The organism is Streptomyces sp. NPDC048751 (genome assembly GCF_043198595.1).
Classification (GTDB): Bacteria; Actinomycetota; Actinomycetes; order Streptomycetales; family Streptomycetaceae; genus Streptomyces.
In genome coordinates this window covers 267,601-283,106 of sequence record NZ_JBICUX010000012.1, presented here as the reverse complement: position 1 = coordinate 283,106, position 15,506 = coordinate 267,601, and the positions used below count along the sequence as shown (strand labels likewise).

13 protein-coding genes, 1 tRNA gene and 1 other RNA gene are annotated in these 15,506 nt (G+C 72.6%); 7 read left to right on the top strand and 8 right to left on the bottom strand.

All coding sequences use genetic code 11. The features are described from left to right. Positions 1–257: 257 nt before the first annotated feature. The 4 genes from ACGFNV_RS33740 to ffs all read right to left on the bottom strand — a co-directional run bounded on the left by ACGFNV_RS33740 (position 258) and on the right by ffs (position 6,984). Positions 258–2,624, bottom strand: coding sequence for a hypothetical protein (locus ACGFNV_RS33740; RefSeq protein ID WP_393627737.1), 2,367 nt, complete (start codon positions 2,622–2,624; stop codon positions 258–260). A gap of 344 nt (positions 2,625–2,968) precedes the next feature. After that, entirely contained in the window at positions 2,969–4,222 is a 1,254-nt protein-coding gene (purD, locus tag ACGFNV_RS33735) for a phosphoribosylamine--glycine ligase (protein WP_393627735.1), read from the bottom strand. A gap of 123 nt (positions 4,223–4,345) precedes the next feature. Next, the gene (locus ACGFNV_RS33730; protein WP_393627733.1) at positions 4,346–6,844 is read right to left on the bottom strand and encodes a DNA polymerase III subunit gamma and tau; all 2,499 of its coding nucleotides are present in this window, start codon (positions 6,842–6,844) and stop codon (positions 4,346–4,348) included. A 43-nt stretch (positions 6,845–6,887) separates the two neighbouring features. After that, positions 6,888–6,984: signal recognition particle sRNA small type (gene ffs, locus ACGFNV_RS33725), an RNA gene on the bottom strand. Positions 6,985–7,056: 72 nt separating this feature from the next. On the opposite strand from ffs, the gene ACGFNV_RS33720 reads away from it, so the two are divergent. The 7 genes from ACGFNV_RS33720 (at position 7,057) to ACGFNV_RS33690 (ending at position 13,083) form a co-directional block, all read left to right on the top strand. Beyond that, positions 7,057–7,144: transfer RNA gene (locus ACGFNV_RS33720), tRNA-Ser, on the top strand. Between the two features lie 186 nt (positions 7,145–7,330). Then, positions 7,331–7,552, top strand: a complete 222-nt coding sequence (locus ACGFNV_RS33715) for a hypothetical protein (protein ID WP_393627731.1) — start codon at positions 7,331–7,333, stop codon at positions 7,550–7,552. A gap of 190 nt (positions 7,553–7,742) precedes the next feature. Continuing rightward, entirely contained in the window at positions 7,743–8,423 is a 681-nt protein-coding gene (locus tag ACGFNV_RS33710) for a Crp/Fnr family transcriptional regulator (protein ID WP_393627729.1), read from the top strand. A 205-nt stretch (positions 8,424–8,628) separates the two neighbouring features. Then, positions 8,629–9,552 carry a hypothetical protein gene (locus tag ACGFNV_RS33705; protein WP_393627728.1) on the top strand — a complete coding sequence of 308 codons (924 nt, stop codon included), beginning with the start codon at positions 8,629–8,631 and terminating at the stop codon, positions 9,550–9,552. Next, entirely contained in the window at positions 9,549–11,651 is a 2,103-nt protein-coding gene (locus tag ACGFNV_RS33700) for a hypothetical protein (RefSeq protein WP_393627726.1), read from the top strand. The genes ACGFNV_RS33705 and ACGFNV_RS33700 overlap by 4 nt, the downstream gene beginning before the upstream one ends. Further along, complete coding sequence (locus ACGFNV_RS33695; protein WP_393627724.1) at positions 11,648–12,559, top strand: hypothetical protein; 912 nt, start codon at positions 11,648–11,650, stop codon at positions 12,557–12,559. Before ACGFNV_RS33700 ends, ACGFNV_RS33695 begins: the two co-directional genes overlap by 4 nt. Then, positions 12,556–13,083, top strand: a complete 528-nt coding sequence (locus tag ACGFNV_RS33690) for a Pycsar system effector family protein (RefSeq protein ID WP_393627722.1) — start codon at positions 12,556–12,558, stop codon at positions 13,081–13,083. Before ACGFNV_RS33695 ends, ACGFNV_RS33690 begins: the two co-directional genes overlap by 4 nt. Positions 13,084–13,234: 151 nt before the next feature. Here ACGFNV_RS33690 and ACGFNV_RS33685 read toward each other — a convergent pair whose 3' ends face one another. From ACGFNV_RS33685 to ACGFNV_RS33670, 4 genes are read right to left on the bottom strand one after another with little or no spacing between them, the layout of a single operon-like run. Further along, positions 13,235–13,777 (bottom strand): hypothetical protein, encoded by a 543-nt coding sequence (locus ACGFNV_RS33685; RefSeq protein WP_393627720.1) that lies wholly within the window; start codon positions 13,775–13,777, stop codon positions 13,235–13,237. Then, a complete protein-coding gene (locus tag ACGFNV_RS33680) occupies positions 13,761–14,252 on the bottom strand; it encodes an RNA polymerase sigma factor (protein WP_393627718.1) in 492 nt (163 codons plus the stop codon). Before ACGFNV_RS33680 ends, ACGFNV_RS33685 begins: the two co-directional genes overlap by 17 nt. A 56-nt stretch (positions 14,253–14,308) precedes the next feature. Next, positions 14,309–14,923, bottom strand: coding sequence for a class F sortase (locus ACGFNV_RS33675; RefSeq protein WP_393627716.1), 615 nt, complete (start codon positions 14,921–14,923; stop codon positions 14,309–14,311). After that, positions 14,920–15,342 carry a sortase-dependent protein gene (locus ACGFNV_RS33670; protein ID WP_393627715.1) on the bottom strand — a complete coding sequence of 141 codons (423 nt, stop codon included), beginning with the start codon at positions 15,340–15,342 and terminating at the stop codon, positions 14,920–14,922. The genes ACGFNV_RS33675 and ACGFNV_RS33670 overlap by 4 nt, the downstream gene beginning before the upstream one ends. Between the last annotated feature and the right edge of the window lie 164 nt (positions 15,343–15,506).

The window sequence follows — 15,506 nt, the reverse complement described above, 5'->3', positions numbered from 1 at the left end:
CCCTCCCTCGTGCCCCCGTGTGCCTCGTACGTGCGTGGCCTATGTCGCAAGCCCTTGCCATGTGCGCGATCGGTCCCAGCACATCACATAACGCACGCAGGCTGTCACTATTCGTTGCGAATTGACCTAAAGTGGAACCGGGTTGTCCGGTCAGGGGAGGGGTGTACGGGGTCCGGCGGACGGGTGGGTGGGACGCGGTGACTCGGACGGGGTGGGTCGGCCGGGGTAACTCTGCTCAGTGATTCCGACTCAGTGACTCAGACGAGTCGTACCGGCTTCTCCGGGCGTATCCCCCGTTCGACCATCCAGGCTCGCAAGGGGGTGGGGTCGCCGTCCTCTATCAGGCTGAGGACCCTGGGAGCCAGGTCGGTGGTTCTCTCGCCGTTGACCAACAGGGAGGGGCCGTCGAGCCAGTCCAGGCCCGGGGTCGCGCCGGCGGTGTCCATCGCTGCGCAGCACACCATCGCCGTGACGTGGTCGGCGAGGAGTTCACGCGGGGTGCGTGGGGGCTGGAGCGGGAAGAGGGGGAGCATCCCGTCGTCCCAGAGAGCGGTTTCGGGGCTGCCCTGGCCCGGGGCGGGCGCCGCGGCGGAGCCCTGCGGGGCGGAGGCGGCTTCCTCCCGGGCGATCTCGGCGGTGAGGCGGGCGGCCAGGGCGACGCTGCGGGGGTTGGGCGGGGGTGGGTCGTCGTCTTCCAGGTCTTCGGTGGGGGCGGGTTCCAGGTCTTCGGTGGGGGCGGGGGTGGTGGGGGCTGGGGTTGGGGTGGTGGTGGGGGCCGGGGCAGCGGACAATCCGGGGTCGCTGTGCAGCTCTGCGGACTCGCTGCGCGGCTCGGCGGACGTGGCGGGGGCGCCGTGCGACTCGGCGGACGCTGCGGGATCGCTGGGCAAACCGGTCGGCACGGTGGACTCGCCGGGCAAACCGGTCGGCGCGGTGGACCGGTGCGGCTCGGTGGCCTCTCTGCGGAGCCCGGTCGGCGCAGCGGGCTCTCCGTGTGGCTTGGTGGGCGCGGCGGGCTCTCTGTGGGGGTCGGGCACGTCGGGGTCGCCGTGGAACTCCGCCGACACGGCGGGCTCACCCTGCCGCTCTGCCGACGCGTCGGGCGTTCCCTGGCCCTCGACGGACGGAGCGGACTCCCCGTACGACCCGGCCGACACGGCGTGCTCGCCAGGCGGCTCAGTCGACGTGGCGGGCTCGCTGTGGAGCTCGGTCGGTGCGGTGGGCGCCCCGTGCCGCTCTGCCGACGCGGTGGGCTCAGTCGGAGCCGGGGGCTCGTCCTGTGGCTCGGTGGGCGTGGCCGGGGGCGGAGGGCCTGTGAGGTGGTCCAGGACTCGGGAGAGGGTGGGGCCTTCAGTGTCCGAGGTGTCCGAGGTGTCCGAGGGGGAGTGTTGGGGGGTTGTGGGGGTGGGGTCGCAGCGGCGTACGCCCAGGTTGTCGAGGACGCGGTGGAGGCGGGCGGCGTCGGTGCGCCACTTTCGGTCGACGACCTCCTCCGGATACTCCTGCCAGTCGACTGGGGACCAGTCGGGGCCGGTCTCGGCGGGCCCGCCGTGGAAGAGGCGGGCGGCCAGGAGCGAGGCGGCCTCGTCGATCGCGCCGGGCTCTTCGAGCAGATCGCAGGCGGGACGCTCGCCCAGCCGGGAGGCGAACCCCTCGGCCAGCCGGTCGCGACGGGACAGCTCGGTCAGCGCGGCCACGACGCCCGCGTCCAGCCGGGAGGGCCAGCGGCCCATCCGCCAGGCGGGCAGCGCGACACGCGTGAGCAGCCGGTCCCAGCCCGCGTACGCCAGGCCCACCTGCTCCTGGGCGACGATCCGCAGCCCGTAATCCACAGCCTGTGCACGCTCGGCGGCCGCGGCGGCCACACCACGCTCCATCTCGGCCGCGTGCCCCCGACAGCTGCGCAGCAACAGGCGGGCCACCCAGCCGATCCCCGCGCACCCCGAGCGGAACAGGGGGCAGCGGCCCTGCGTCGAGGCCACGGCCACCGCCGCGTCCAGGCCCCGTACGAAGCGGCGGGCGGCGGCTATGTCCGGGTGCGCCGAGGGTCCCGTACCCGCGACGACGGGGGCGAGGACGGCGCGCAGTTCGCCGACGCGCATCCACCACAGGAACGGTGAGCCGATGACGAGGACGGGCGCGGCCGGCGTACGCCGGTGGGGGTGGCGCCCCGCCGCCACCTCGTCGCGGCCCTCGGGCGGGGGTGGGCCATGGGCGCGGTGGGTGCGGTCCTCGAGCCAGCTGTCGCAGTCCGGGGTGAGCGCCACGGCCGAGGGGGCGGGCACGTCGAGGCGGTCGGCCAGGTCGCGCACCAGCCGGTACAGATCCGGGGCCGCCTCTTCCGAGATCGGCACCGTGGGACTCACGGCGGGGCGCGAGCGGGCGACGACCAGGGCGATGACGCCGGCCGCGACCAGCACGACGACCGCCACCACGGACACCGCCCAGCGGGCCGCGTCCCAGCCCGGGCCCACCAGGTGACCCGTGGAACCGCCGGCGAGCAGGATCACGGCGGCGGCCGCGGGCAGCAGCGCGACGGCCAGCGCGCGGCTGCGGATCCGCAGCACGGCGAGGGCCCGGACACGCGCCGCCTGAGCTCCCGCTTCCATCCCGATGCCGGTCACGACCCGACCTCACCCCCCTGCCGTCCTGGCGCTTTCCCCTGCGCTTTCCTGGCGTTGCTCACTCCCCCACTGTGGCACCCACGGCTGACATCGCAATGCCGGTGGGCCAAGTGCCGGAATGCTTGCGCCGCACCCTAGTTGGGGCTTCGACCCACGTCAGCCGTATGGGCCAGCGGTCACTCGATGGAATGGCTTTGGGGAGAGCTGGATGACGTTGGGCAAGGATCAGGCCCCGAATCCGTAGACGGATCCGGGGCCTGTCGGGTTCATCGGGTGAGCGCTCGCGTTCGGCGCACACGGGCTCTCGGTACGGGCCCGCGACGCCGGTCACGTGCCCCCCGGTCCTACTGCGCGGCCGCCGCCTTCGCCGCGATGTCCGTGCGGTGCTGGGAGCCGTCCAGCTGGATGCGCTCGACCGCGCGGTACGCCCGTTCCCGAGCCTGCGTGAGGTTCTCGCCGGTCGCGGTGACGGAGAGGACGCGGCCACCGGCGCTGACGACGGCGTCACCGTCGCGCTTGGTCCCGGCGTGCAGGACGTACGCGTGCGGGGCGTCCTCGGCGGCCACCTCGTCGAGGCCGGTGATCGGGTCGCCCGTGCGCGGGGTGCCGGGGTAGTTGTGCGAGGCGACGACGACGGTGACGGCCGCGTCGTCGCTCCAGCGCAGGGGCTCCAGGTGGGCGAGGTTGCCGCTGGCGGCCGCCATCAGGAGACCGGCGAGCGGGGTCCGGAGGCGGGCCAGGACGACCTGGGTCTCCGGGTCGCCGAAGCGGGCGTTGAACTCGATGACGCGGACGCCCCGGCTGGTGATCGCGAGGCCGGCGTAGAGCAGGCCGGAGAAGGGCGTGCCGCGGCGGCGCATCTCGTCGACGGTCGGCTGCAGGACGGTCTCCAGGACCTCGTCGACCAGCTTGGGGTCGGCCCAGGGCAGCGGCGAGTACGCGCCCATGCCGCCCGTGTTCGGGCCCTCGTCGCCGTCGAGGGCGCGCTTGAAGTCCTGGGCGGGCTGGAGCGGGACGACCGTCTCGCCGTCGGTGACCGCGAAGAGGGAGACCTCCGGGCCGTCGAGGAACTCCTCGATGACGACGCGCTCGCAGGCGGCGGCATGCGCGGCGGCGGCGTCGAGGTCGTCGGTCACGACGACACCCTTGCCGGCGGCGAGACCGTCGTCCTTCACGACGTACGGGGCGCCGAAGGCGTCGAGGGCCTCGGCGACCTCCTCCGGGGTCGTACAGACGTAGGAGCGGGCGGTGGGCACGGAGGCCGCGGCCATCACGTCCTTGGCGAACGCCTTGGAGCCCTCGAGCTGCGCGGCCCGGCCGGACGGACCGAAGACCGGGATGCCCGCCTCGCGCACGGCGTCGGCGACCCCGGCGACGAGAGGTGCCTCCGGGCCCACGACCACGAGCTCGGCGCCGAGCTCCTTGGCGAGCTCGGACACGGCCTTGCCGTCGAGCGCGTCGACCTGGTGCAGCTCGGCGACCTCGGCGATGCCGGCGTTGCCGGGAGCGCAGTACAGCGCGGTGACGGCGGGGTCGAGGGACAGGGAGCGGCACAGGGCGTGTTCGCGGGCGCCGCTGCCGATGACGAGGACCTTCACGGGGGTCAGCCTAACGGCAGGGAGGGAGATGGGTTCGTACGGGCCACTGAAGTGGCGGGGATGGCGGGATTGTGGGTTCCTCCAAAGGGGCTTCCCCTCGCCTGTTCGTCGCCCCTACGTCGTCTATTCGTTCGTGAACTCCTCGACCACCGTCGCGCCCAGTTCCCGCACGATCAGGTCGTACCCGGAGAGGGCCGACTCGTTCAGGTCGGGATCGTCGTCCTCGGGGATGTCGTCCTCGATGGAGACCGAGGGCGGCGGCTCGGGCGCGGCGGACGGGCGGGGCGCCGGAGCGGGGTTGGAGGTGTGGCCGGGGGCGGGACGCGGCGCTGAGGCCGATGAGGTGGAGGAGGCGGACGGGGACTGGGCCGACGCCGGGCCCGGGGCGGCCGTACCACCGCCGCCCGACGAACCGCCGTAGCCACCGGCGGAGCCGCCGTAGCTGCCCGAGGCGCCCTGGCCGCCATAACCACCCTGGCCGCCGCCCGAGCCGCCCTGGCCGCCCTGGGTGCCGTAGCCGCCGGGGGCGCCGCCTCCGCCGTAGCCGCCGGTCGACGGGGGTGCGGAGCCGCCCGACGGGTCGACGATCGCCTCGATCTTCCAGTGCACGTTGAACTGCTCGGCCAGCGCCTGCCGCAGTACGTCCTCGCTGCCGCTGCCCGCGAAGTTGTCACGGGCGCCGGCGTTGACGAAGCCGAGCTGGAGGGTGGTGCCGTCGAAGCCTGCGACCTGGGCGTTCTGGCTGAGCAGGATCCAGGTGAACCGGCGGCGGTTCTTCACCGCCTCCAGGATGTTCGGCCACAGCATGCGCGGGTCGAGGCCGCCGGCAGGGGGCGCGTACGAGGCGGCAGCGGCCGGAGCGGGCGCCGCCTGCGGGGCTGCCGAGGGCGCGGCCGGGGCGGGCGAGGCGGGGGCGGGAGTGGCGGCGGGTCGGCCACCGCCCACGGGCGCCGCCGTGGGCCAGCCACCGGGCCGCCGACCGCTGCCGGCACCGGCGGCGGTGGGCCAGGCGCCGGGGGCGGACGCGGGTGCGGACTGGGACGGTCCGGAACCTGCGCCCGGGCCGCCCTGATCCGCCGGCGCGGAGGCGGCGGTGTCCATCCCGGCGGAGGCCGGGGCGGGGCCGGGCGTCTGTACGGGACCGGGAGAGGGAGCTGGAGCGGGGGCCGGGTCGGCAGCCGGAGCAGGAGCCGGGCCGGGACCTGGAGGAGCCGGAGCGGGAGCGTCAGCGGGAGCCGAGGGCTGACCCGCCGGCCCCGGCACACCGGCAGAAGACGGACCCGAAGCACGCACCGCGGCCCGAGCAGCGGCCGCGCCGCCCCCCGGCGGGATCTGCGCACCGGCGCCCGGCGCACCCCCCTGCGGCACGCCCCCCTGTACCGCTCCCCCGTGCCCATGCGCTTCGGGCCCCGGCACGTACCCCATGGCGGGCATCGCACCACCCGCGCCGCCCGCGGAGAAGTTCACGCCTCGCTCCAGCCGGTCGAGGCGGGCCATGACGGACCGTTCGTCGCCGTAGGCGGCGGGCAGCATGACGCGCGCGCAGATCAGCTCGAGCTGGAGGCGGGGCGAGGTGGCCCCCCGCATCTCGGTCAGTCCCTCGTTGACGAGGTCGGCGGCGCGGCTGAGCTCGGCGGCGCCGAAGACGCCCGCCTGGGCCTGCATCCGCTCCAGTACGTCGGCGGGGGCGTCGATGAGCCCCTTCTCCACCGCGTCCGGGACGGCGGCGATGATCACCAGATCCCGCAGCCGCTCCAGCAGGTCGGCGACGAACCGCCGAGGGTCGTTGCCGCCCTCGATCACCCGGTCCACGACCTCGAAGGCGGCGGACCCGTCACCGGTGGCGAAGGCCTCGACCACGGAGTCGAGCAGCGAGCCGTCCGTGTAGCCGAGGAGGGAGGTGGCCATGGCGTACGTCACACCGTCCGCGCCCGCGCCGGCGAGGAGCTGGTCCATGACGGACATGGAGTCACGCACGGATCCGGCACCGGCCCGCACGACGAGCGGGAGCACACCCTCCTCGACGGGGATGTCCTCCTTCCCGCACACCTCGCCGAGGTAGTCCCGCAGGGTCCCGGGCGGCACGAGCCGGAACGGATAGTGATGGGTCCGCGACCGGATGGTCCCGATGACCTTCTCCGGCTCGGTCGTGGCGAAGATGAACTTGAGATGCTCCGGCGGCTCCTCGACGACCTTGAGCAGCGCGTTGAAGCCGGCCGACGTGACCATGTGGGCCTCGTCGATGATGTAGATCTTGTACCGGCTGCGAGCGGGCCCGAAGAAGGCCTTTTCGCGCAGGTCACGGGCGTCGTCCACACCACCGTGCGAGGCGGCGTCGATCTCGATGACGTCGATGGACCCGGGCCCGTTGCGCGCGAGGTCCTTGCACGACTCGCACTCACCGCACGGCGTCGGCGTGGGACCCTGCTCACAGTTCAGACAGCGGGCCAGGATGCGCGCGCTGGTCGTCTTGCCACATCCGCGCGGACCGCTGAACAGGTACGCGTGGTTGACCCGGTTGTTCCGCAGCGCCTGCTGCAGCGGGTCAGTTACATGCTCCTGCCCGATGACCTCGGCGAACGACTCCGGGCGATAGCGGCGGTACAGCGCGAGAGACGACACGCCTACGAGGTTATAGGCGCCCACTGACAAAGCGGACCGCGCACGCAAACGCCCCCCACGCACCCGCCAGAGCCAACCTACCCTTGCTGCCTTCCGGCCCTGGGGGAGTTCAGTCAGATAGCGCCGCGTGAGGGGCTGCCCAAACAGTACCCGATGGCAGGGGGCGGGAACGAGTTCGCGAGCACTCCTCAACGTCTTGTATTGTTTGCGGCGGAGGATTCGCCTAGAGGCCTAGGGCGCACGCTTGGAAAGCGTGTTGGGGGCAACCCCTCACGAGTTCGAATCTCGTATCCTCCGCCAGTGCCTCACCGGGCACGATGTCGAAGGGCCCCACCGTTCGCGGTGGGGCCCTTCGACTTTGTCCGTCTGATGGTGTCCGTGTCCGTCACGGTCCGTCGCGATGCACGCTGCCGTCGGCGTTCTCGAGATGACTCCGATACCGAACGGCGACACATGCGGAGACCCAAACGACGCATACTCGGTGGAATGACAAGGCCTGCGGCACCGAAGCGTCATCTGTCCACCAGCCCCTTCAAGCCCCCGCCCGCACCGGCTCCCCGGCACTTCGCCGTGGGCGACCAGGTCACGCATGACATGTACGGCCTCGGCCGGGTGATCGACATCGAGGACGGAATCGCCGTGCTCGTGGATTTCGGCTCGGCGCGCATGCGGATCACCAGCCCGTACTCCAAGATGACCAAGCTGTAGGACCGCTGCGCCCGCTCCCGGCACAGCAGACCGCTCCGGAAGGGCACCTTCACTGTTCCGTCCTGCGCGCCGGGAGCTGTTCTGAGCCAAGGTCGGCCGACCGGCGGTGGGAGCAGGCGGACCGGCGTAGAACTCAAGAGGACGGCTGAGGCCGGAGAGGTCGCACACGGCGGAACGGGGAAGGCGACGAGTGCTGTCGGACGAGGCGTGGCGTGAGCTGAGGCACCAGGGGACGACCCGGAGGTTCCGCGAACGCAGCGTGCTGCTGAGACAGGGGTCCGCCGGAACGTACCTGCTCGCTCTGACCGAGGGCCTCGCCAAGGTCGTCCGCAGGGAACCGGACGGAGTCGTGACCTGGCTGGCCTTCCGGGGGCCGGGCGACCTGCTGGGTGAGGTCTCCGTCTTCAGCGGCAGCCCGCGCACAGCGGAGGTCGTCGCCCTCACTCCCTGCGAGGCTGTCGTGCTGGAGGCGGAACGGTTCCGCCGCTACATCGAGCAGCGCGGGCTCGTGATGGACCTGATGCGCCAGGCCCTGTCCCGGTTGCAGGAGTCCGACACACACCGCGCCGAACTGCTGACCCTGCCGCTGGTCGTCCGGCTGGCACGCGCGCTCCTGCGCCTCGCCGAACTGAACGCGCCGCGGAGCGAATGGGATGCCGTACAACTGACCGGCCTCAGCCAGGAGGAGATCGCCCAGGCCACCGGAGTGACCCGCAACGCGGTCATCGCCGGACTGCAACGGCTGCGGGAGTCCGGCACGATCGAAACAGCTCGCAGAATGATCGTCATCAAGGACATGCAGGCGCTGCGGGCCTGGGCGACGGCCTCCCCTGAGCCACGCTCGCGTCGCGCCTCCTCCTCCATCGGATGAAACCCGCCTGTTTCGGGTGAGTCCGCCGGGTGACGCACGCACCTGCGCCGAGAGCGGGCTGCGTCGCCCGAACACGTCTGACACGTGACATGGGCCACGCTCGAAGTGCCCTGCGCTGTGCAGTGGGACGGATGGAACCGGCAGAACCTCGAAGCAGCCGGTCTCCGGCTTCATGACCGCCCCACGGCCCAGGAGGAGATCACGTATGTCCGTGCCCGTTCCCGCTCCGTACGCCGAAAGCCGGCCGCTTCCGCCCTACCGTGCCCTGTTCGCCGTCGATGCGAAGGACTTCACGGGGCTCCCCGCTGTACAGCACGGTCCGGTGAGCCAGTTGGTCCCCGAGCTCGTCGACCAGGCGCTGGAGCGAGCCGGGCTGCGTGAGCTGCGCGACGCCAAACGGTTTCCGGCCAACACCGGGGACGGAGTGGTGTTCGGGTTCGATCCGGCGTCGCTGCCCTTCGTCCTCTGGCCGTTCCTCGGCGTACTGGACGACCTCCTCGGGGCGTACAACCAGCAGTACGTGGGTCCCCGCATCCGTCTTCGGGCCAGCGTCCACGTCGGACCACTGCCGGACGGGGACGGTCCCGGCGACGGCAACGGCACCGCCCGCAACGACACGCACCGGCTGCTGGACTCCCGTCCGGTCAAGGCCATCCTGGCCGCCGCGAGCGAACAGGTCACCCACCTGGCCGCCGTCATCTCGCAGCGCGTCTACGAGGACGTCGTGCTCGGCGGGTACAGCGGACTGCACCCCGACCGCTGCGTGGAGGTGCCGGCCACCGTGGAGGGGAAGAACTTCTCCCAGCGCGCCTGGCTGTACGTTCCGTCGCCGTCCGGAAACCTCGTAGAGGCCGGTGTGCGACCGCGCGAGGACCCCGCGGACCGGACCGGCGCATCCGCGGATCCCGCAGACCGGGACCGCGCTGCGAAGACGCGACCCGGCCCTCGCTACCAGGGCAACACCCAGCACGTGGGCCAGGGTGCCGCCGTCATGGGGGACGTCGGAGGAGACATCTCGTACACCGGGGGTGCGACCTCGTACCACGGCACCAACCAGCACTGGGGCAGCGGCGACAACGTCGCGGGCGGCAAGCGGGTCGGCGGAGCCGGGGACGAGGGGCACAGGTGAGCGGCGGCACGGACGGCTCTCCCGGCCCACTCCACCCGGACGACCCGGACGCCGACGGTGGGACTGCCTCGGAGGCCTCCTACCGTGACAACCGGCAGCAACTGGACCAGGGCCTGGCGGTCATGGGCCCAGTCACCGGCGACATCACCGTGCTCAACGGCGCCTCCCTCGATGAGGCCGCCACGAACGAGATCCTCCAACCCCGCCTGCGCGAGGGCCCGTACCCCGCGGACGACGTCCATGCCCGCCTGGACGGGTTCGTCGAACCACCGACGTACGCGCAGTGCCGAAAGGCCCTGGACAGCCACATTCTGTTACTGAGGGCCGGCGGTGGCACAGGCGCGAGCACCACCGCGTTCGCACTGCTGGCAGAGCGGTACGGGGCGGACGGCATCACCGGTCTCGACTCGCCCGACGACCTCGGGCGCTGGCGCCCCAGGGACGGACGGGGCTATCTCATCCAAGGACTGTCCCCGGCGGCCGCCGCCTCGCTCGGCGAAGTGGTGCTCACCGCGCTGGCCGGGGTGCTGCGTCGATCGGGTGCTCACCTGGTCATCACCGTACGGGCCGAGACGGCACTTCCCGCCGACACGGTGCCCTGGCAGGTCGTCCACCGTCCGCCGTCGTCGGCCGCCGTCGCCACAAGGCGGCTCAACACCATGGTCAACGCGAGGGAACTCAGGCCCGAGCAGTGCGCCGTCGCGTTGAGGCACCTCGCGTCCGCGGACTTCTCCGGCTACCTGCACGCCCACCCGTTGCCCGGGGACGGTGTCGAGGTGGCGGAGGGACTGCGTGATTTCGTCCTGTCGGGAAAGTCCGCCGCGACCGTCCTCGCCGACCTGCACACCGGCAGTCCGGCGGCGGCCCGGCAGGCGCTGGCAGAAGTGTGCGACCGAGCCGACAGTGTTTCCCTGATGGCGGCGATCGCCCTGCTCAGCGAACAGGACCGTACGGTCGTCGAGGAGTTCAGCGCGATGCTGCGCCCCCGCCTCGACGAGCGCGGCGGCCCCGCGCCGGTCATGGCCGGCCCACCTGAGCACCCTCATGGCCTCGGAACGGCCGGGGAGCAGCCACAGCAACGCCGTGACATTCTCGGGCCGGCCTTCGAGGACCGGTTGAAAGCCGTCGACGCCCTCTTGCTGCCGCCCCGATTCGAGGCCGCGCAGCGGTACCCGGTGCAGCCGGTCGTGTTCTCCGGCCGACACCGGTCGGACGTCCTGCTGCGATGCCTGTGGCTGGACTACGAGGGCATGGCAGCCCTGCTGTGGAGGACCCTGGAAGACCTCCCTCACCACCCCCGCATGGAACTGTCGGCTGGCCAGACGATCGGGAAGGTACTGGCCCATGCGACCGGCCCGAACACGCTGCGACAGCTGCAGTCCTTCGCCGAATCCCAGAAACGCTGGCAGCGCCGCCTCGTGGCCTATGCGCTCGGGGAGATGGTCCAGCACTCCGCCCTCACCCGCGCGGTACGGGATCAGCTACGGCTGTGGAGTCGTGCCGCGTCCGTCCCCCTGCGCTGCACCGTGGCCGAGACCTGCGCGGGCAGTTACGGTCTGGCCCGCCCCGAGGCCGCGCTGAAGCTCCTGGACGCCGTACTCGACAAACCGGACAAGGAGCTGGAGGTCAGGCTGCGTACGGCCGTGTCCTTCGCGCTCAGCGCGCTGCTCTCCGAGAGCGCAAATCACGACCTCGTCCTGGACCGTCTACGGGAGTGGCAGCTGGCCGAGCCGGGCACACAGCGCCACGCCTTGGCGGCGCATGCCGTCACCTCGATGAGCCTGACGGCCTTCCCCGCGCCGCGCGCGCCCGCCGCGCCGGGCGTACGGCGTCTGCGGCTCGCCGACCTGATCCAGGACCACTTCGAGCAGGCTCTCGACCTCGTCGTCACAGCCCTGGACGACCCTGCCGTCCACACGCCGGTGGCGGCCGGCCTGTCCCTGATCGAGAACGACCCGGACCCGCGCCACCGGGCCGCCCTGACGCACTTCCTCGTCGAGCTCGCCGCCACGGCCCGAAGCCACCACGGTGTCCGGCGGTTCTTCCTGCACCGTCATCGCGCCCGTGCCGCCGCCTCAGGAGAAGGGTTCCCCTCATGACCGATCCGCTCATCACGCCTCTGAGCTCCTCTCCGATCTGGCAGTTGTTCCGCCTTCGCCTCAGCCCTCCCGCGGACCGAGCCCTGGTGTTCCTCGCGCACACCGGAGCCGACGGGATGGTGCCGCCGCGCGGCGGCGACTACTGGGGCTATCCGCGACCGACGGTGCGCGCGGTTCGTCAGGGGGAGTTCTTCGACGTCGTGTGGGTCTCGCTCGCGGAGCGGGAGATCTCGGTCGACATCCCGCGCCGCCCGCCGAAAGCACCTGCCCGGTACCGGGTCGTCTGGAAGGTCAGCAACCCGGTCGTCGTGGCACGGCACCGGATCACCGAGGAACGGGCCCGGGATCTGGTGGTCGGTCACATCAGCGAGAACGCCGCCCTGCCCGGCGCAGCCGACCCGTTGCGAACACCGCCACCCCACTTCGCCACGGCCGAGGTGGAACCACCCGGCCGGCCACAGGTGATCGACGGCTGCGGACTCACGTACTGGTTCCTGGACCCGCCGGCCGCACTCCAGCCCACATCCCGAACCGGTGCCGATCCCATGCTTCCCTCAGGCTTCGGCGAAGCCCATCGCGAGGCGTACCGCTTCTATCGGGAGGTCGTCGCGGGCGGCCCCGTCGGCCTGGCAGCCCTCTGGCTCCTGCACCAGCCGGATCAAGCGAGGGACGTGCTCGACTGGACGGTGGCACACCGCGACCTGCTCTCCGACCGGGACGGCTGGGAACGCACTCTCGCAGCGACGCTTCAGTCACTGACACCGGAGGACCGGAGCTTCGTCGGCGTCAACCTCGCGCGGGTGCTCAGCGACGTGGGGGTCCCCCAGGGCGACGAGGTTCTGCGCCGGATCGGCGACATCGACGCGGCAGGGGACGACGGCGACGGCCCGTACGGGATGTACCAGTGATCCCCCGCCTGTCCTTCGGCCCCCGCCGCCCACCCGACGAGGCCGAACCGGAGGACGAGGTGGCTCTGTTGCGCGAGCTGGTCGCTCAGAACCATCTCGAGATAGGCCGGGCGGACGGCAAGGCGGCCGTCCTGCTCGCCACCGGAGCATCGCTGCTCGGGCTCCTCCTGGTCCGCCGCCCGCCCGGCGCCGCCTGGCCGCACCCGCTGTGGGGGACTGCTATGGTCACCACGACCGTGGCCCTGCTGTTCCTCCTGGCGGCGCTACTTCCCCGCCATGGGCGCGGAATCAGGGAGAGCTCCCGCGTTCTGGCCTACTACGAGGACGTGGTCCGGGCCGACAAGCGAGCGGAACTGCGGTCCGGGCTTCTGCGGGGCAGTACGGACCCGCACACCCGTCTGTCCCGCGCGCTGACCGGAACGAGCCGTATCGCCCGGACCAAGAACAGATGCGTACAGGCCGCCGTGGTGATGCTGCTGCCCGCGGTCACAGCCGTGAGCGCGGCGTTGCTCAGTGGTTCATGACGCGCGAGCCCTGATTCGGAGTCCGGGCCGGCGGCAGCCGGTGGGCGGGGGCCGCCGTGGCCGCTGGGGAGGCGGGGGCCCAGGCCGCCAGGGCGTGGTAGAACTCGCCGCCTCGGCGCGGGTCACCCGGTCCGGCCGAAGAGTGTCCGTCCTACGAGGTCGGCGCCTCGGTCCGGGTCCCCCGCGTCGCGTCGGGTGGGGCCGTCGGGACGGCGGAGTCGTCCGGGTCCACTGACGGCGTCACGGCCGGTGGGGAGGCCGGGCTGGTGGGGGCCGACGAAGACTTGGCGGGTCCGGAAGGTTCGGCTGGTTCGGATGGTTCCGTGGGCACCGGTGAAGGCGCGACGGACGGGGCGGACGTGCCGGTCGAGGGGCTGGGAGTGGGGGCCGGGGTGTCGGATGCGACCGCCGACGGGGTGGGGCTCGACGGGGACGGCGGGGCCATGGGGACCGTGGGCGTCGTGTGCTTCTCGGGGGCCGTCAGGCGCAGCGGCAGCACGACCAGGGCCGCTGCCGCGCAGACCAGGCCCGCTCCGGCCGCGGTGCGCAGGAGCCGGCGCCGGAACGCGCCGCGGCGGATCGCCTCGTAGTGACCGGGCGGTGGCCCGAGGTAGGCGGACGAGGGCGGTCGCAGGATGACGGCGAGGGGGTCGTCGGGGTCGAAGTCCGGACCGTCGTCAGGGTGTGTGATCAAGACTTCTCCTCAGGTGGGCGCGGAGCAGTTCGCGAGCCGTGTGAAGGTCGGCCTTGACGGTCCCTTCCTTGCGCCCGGTCAGCACGGACACCTCCCGGATCGGCATGTCAGCGTAGTAGTGCAGCAGGATCGGCACGCGCAGTCGTTCCGGCAGTGACTGCACGAGGAGGCGCACCGACGGATCCGCCTGTTCCGGTTGCGGCTGTACGGCGGCTTCGGCGGTGGCGCGGTGCACGGCCCTGCGTTCGCGCTCCAGCTTGCGCCAGTGGTCCCGGACGAGGTTGGCCGCGGTGACGTAGAGGAAACCGCGGGGCTCCGCCACGGACGTCCAGCGGGCCCAGAGCCGGGTGAACGCCTCGGAGGCGATCTCGTGGGCCGTCTCGTCGTCGTCGACGAGACGGCGGCACCAGCCGGCGAGGCGTGGGTAGAGGGCGGCGAACAGCTCGGACGCTGCCCTCTCGCGAGTCCGTTTCAACGCTCTCCAGGGTCGTGGGGCACCCGTGCCGGGGGTGGGGTAGGGAGGTGGCGGAGCTAGCTCAGGGCCGCGAAGACGATCACGTTGTCGCGGTAGCCGTCACCGGTACGGGGCCCACCACAGGTGATGAGCCGCAGCTCCGGTCGGTTCACGTCCCCGTAGACCTCCTGGGTGGGGAAGGCGGCCTTGGCGACGGTCCGTACGGTGTGGACGGTGAACTGCGCCGTCGTGCCGTTCCCCAGGCGCGCCGCGATCCGGTCGCCCCGCCGCAGTCGGGCGAGGTCGTGGAAGACGCCGTCCCCGTAGGCGCCGACGGTGGCGTGGCCGAGGATCACCGACGGGCCGACCTGGCCCGGTGTCGGTGAGTGCCCGTACCAGCCGGCCTGGTCGTGCGCCGTGATCGGGGGCACCTGCACGCTGCCGTCCGGGGCGAGGCCCAGCCGCATGACCGGGGTGTCGACCCCGATGGCGGGGATCCGCAGCCGGACCGGGACCGAACGCGCGAGGGCGTGGGCCGCGTTCGGGGAGGGCCGCGCAGGGGGTGGCGTACCGGTGCCGGTGCGCGGGCCGGCCGAGGCCCGGCCGGACCGGTCCGACTCGCCGGTGCCGCAGCCCGCGAGCAGCGTGGCCATCGCCGCGGTGAGACAGGCGCGCCTGGAGAGCGGGGTCATGCTCCGGTCGCCCGCCGGCGCCGTACGACGAAGACGGTCGCGCCGCCGACGAGGAGGACCGCGGCGGCGCCCCCGCCGATCACACCGCCCTGGCCGCCGTCGCCTCCGGAGTTCGCCGCCACGACGCCGGTGTCGGGCGCGCCGCTCGGTACGACGCTGACCTGGCTGCCCTCGGACGGCGCGACGGTCGGCTCGGCGCCGTCCGGGACCTTGGAGGGCTCGCTGGTCGGGGCGTCGCTCGCCGGGGCCGACGGTACGGGCGTCGCGGCCTCACTCGGCGGGAGCGTGGGTTCGGCGCTCGGGACCACGGTGGCCGGGGCCGACGGGACCGGGGACGGCTCGTCCGCCAGCGCGGGCGCGGTGCTCGCCAGTACGGCGGTGCACGCGAGTGCCACGGCACTGAGGATGGTTCGGCGCATCAGTCGCTCTCCTTGGTCGGTCAGCCCGGCCGGTCGCCCGGGGGCTGGGTTGCGAGTCGAGAGGAGAGACGAGGGGGCAGCGGGGTCAGTTGTAAAGAGATGGCAAAGTCGCCGGAGGCGGTGCCGGCCGCCCCGCGGACGTCAGCGAGTGGTGTCGGGGAGGG